This window comes from Mycolicibacterium vinylchloridicum (genome assembly GCF_013404075.1).
Taxonomy (GTDB): domain Bacteria; phylum Actinomycetota; class Actinomycetes; order Mycobacteriales; family Mycobacteriaceae; genus Mycobacterium; species Mycobacterium vinylchloridicum.
Map to the genome: position 1 here is coordinate 1 of NZ_JACBJQ010000221.1, position 547 is coordinate 547.

1 protein-coding gene is annotated in these 547 nt (G+C 70.4%); it reads left to right on the forward strand.

The window, feature by feature from the left end:
• Positions 1-33: 33 nt before the first annotated feature.
• A partial coding sequence (locus HPC46_RS34660) for an AAA family ATPase (RefSeq protein WP_325096876.1) occupies positions 34-547 on the forward strand: 514 nt, incomplete at its 3' end.

The window sequence follows — 547 nt, forward strand, 5'->3', positions numbered from 1 at the left end:
GATCTGATGGTGTTGCGTGCTGAGGTGGATTTCGTGGAGGCAGCTGGTGCGCGGTCCCCGGCCACGGTGTACCCGCCCCCGGCCGGCGATCGCAGCTGGCAGGAGCTGGACGAACCGGCCCACGCGGTGGTGGAGACGATCACCGCCAGCATGCAATCGGTGCACGTGCTCACCCTCGGCGCCGACGCCGACAAGCACGCCGCCCTGGCCGCGATCAGCGCCGCGGTCTCCGGCAAAGGCAAGAACGTGCTGGCCATGCCGGCCACCGAAACCGCCACCGCCTTCGCCGAACACCACCCCTACGCGGGACGCGCCACCGACCCGGCCACCACCCGCGCCCGAATCGACAACGGGCAGTGGACCATTCCACCAGGCAACATGCTCGTCATCGACGACGCCGACCACCTCGACCCCGCCGCGCTGCGCTACTTCACCGAGCACGCCAGCCGCACCAACACCAAACTGCTGCTGGTACACACCCCCACCGAGGGCCGCACCCCCGCCCACAGCCTCGTCGACGCCCTCGCCGACAACCTGCCCTGGGCAC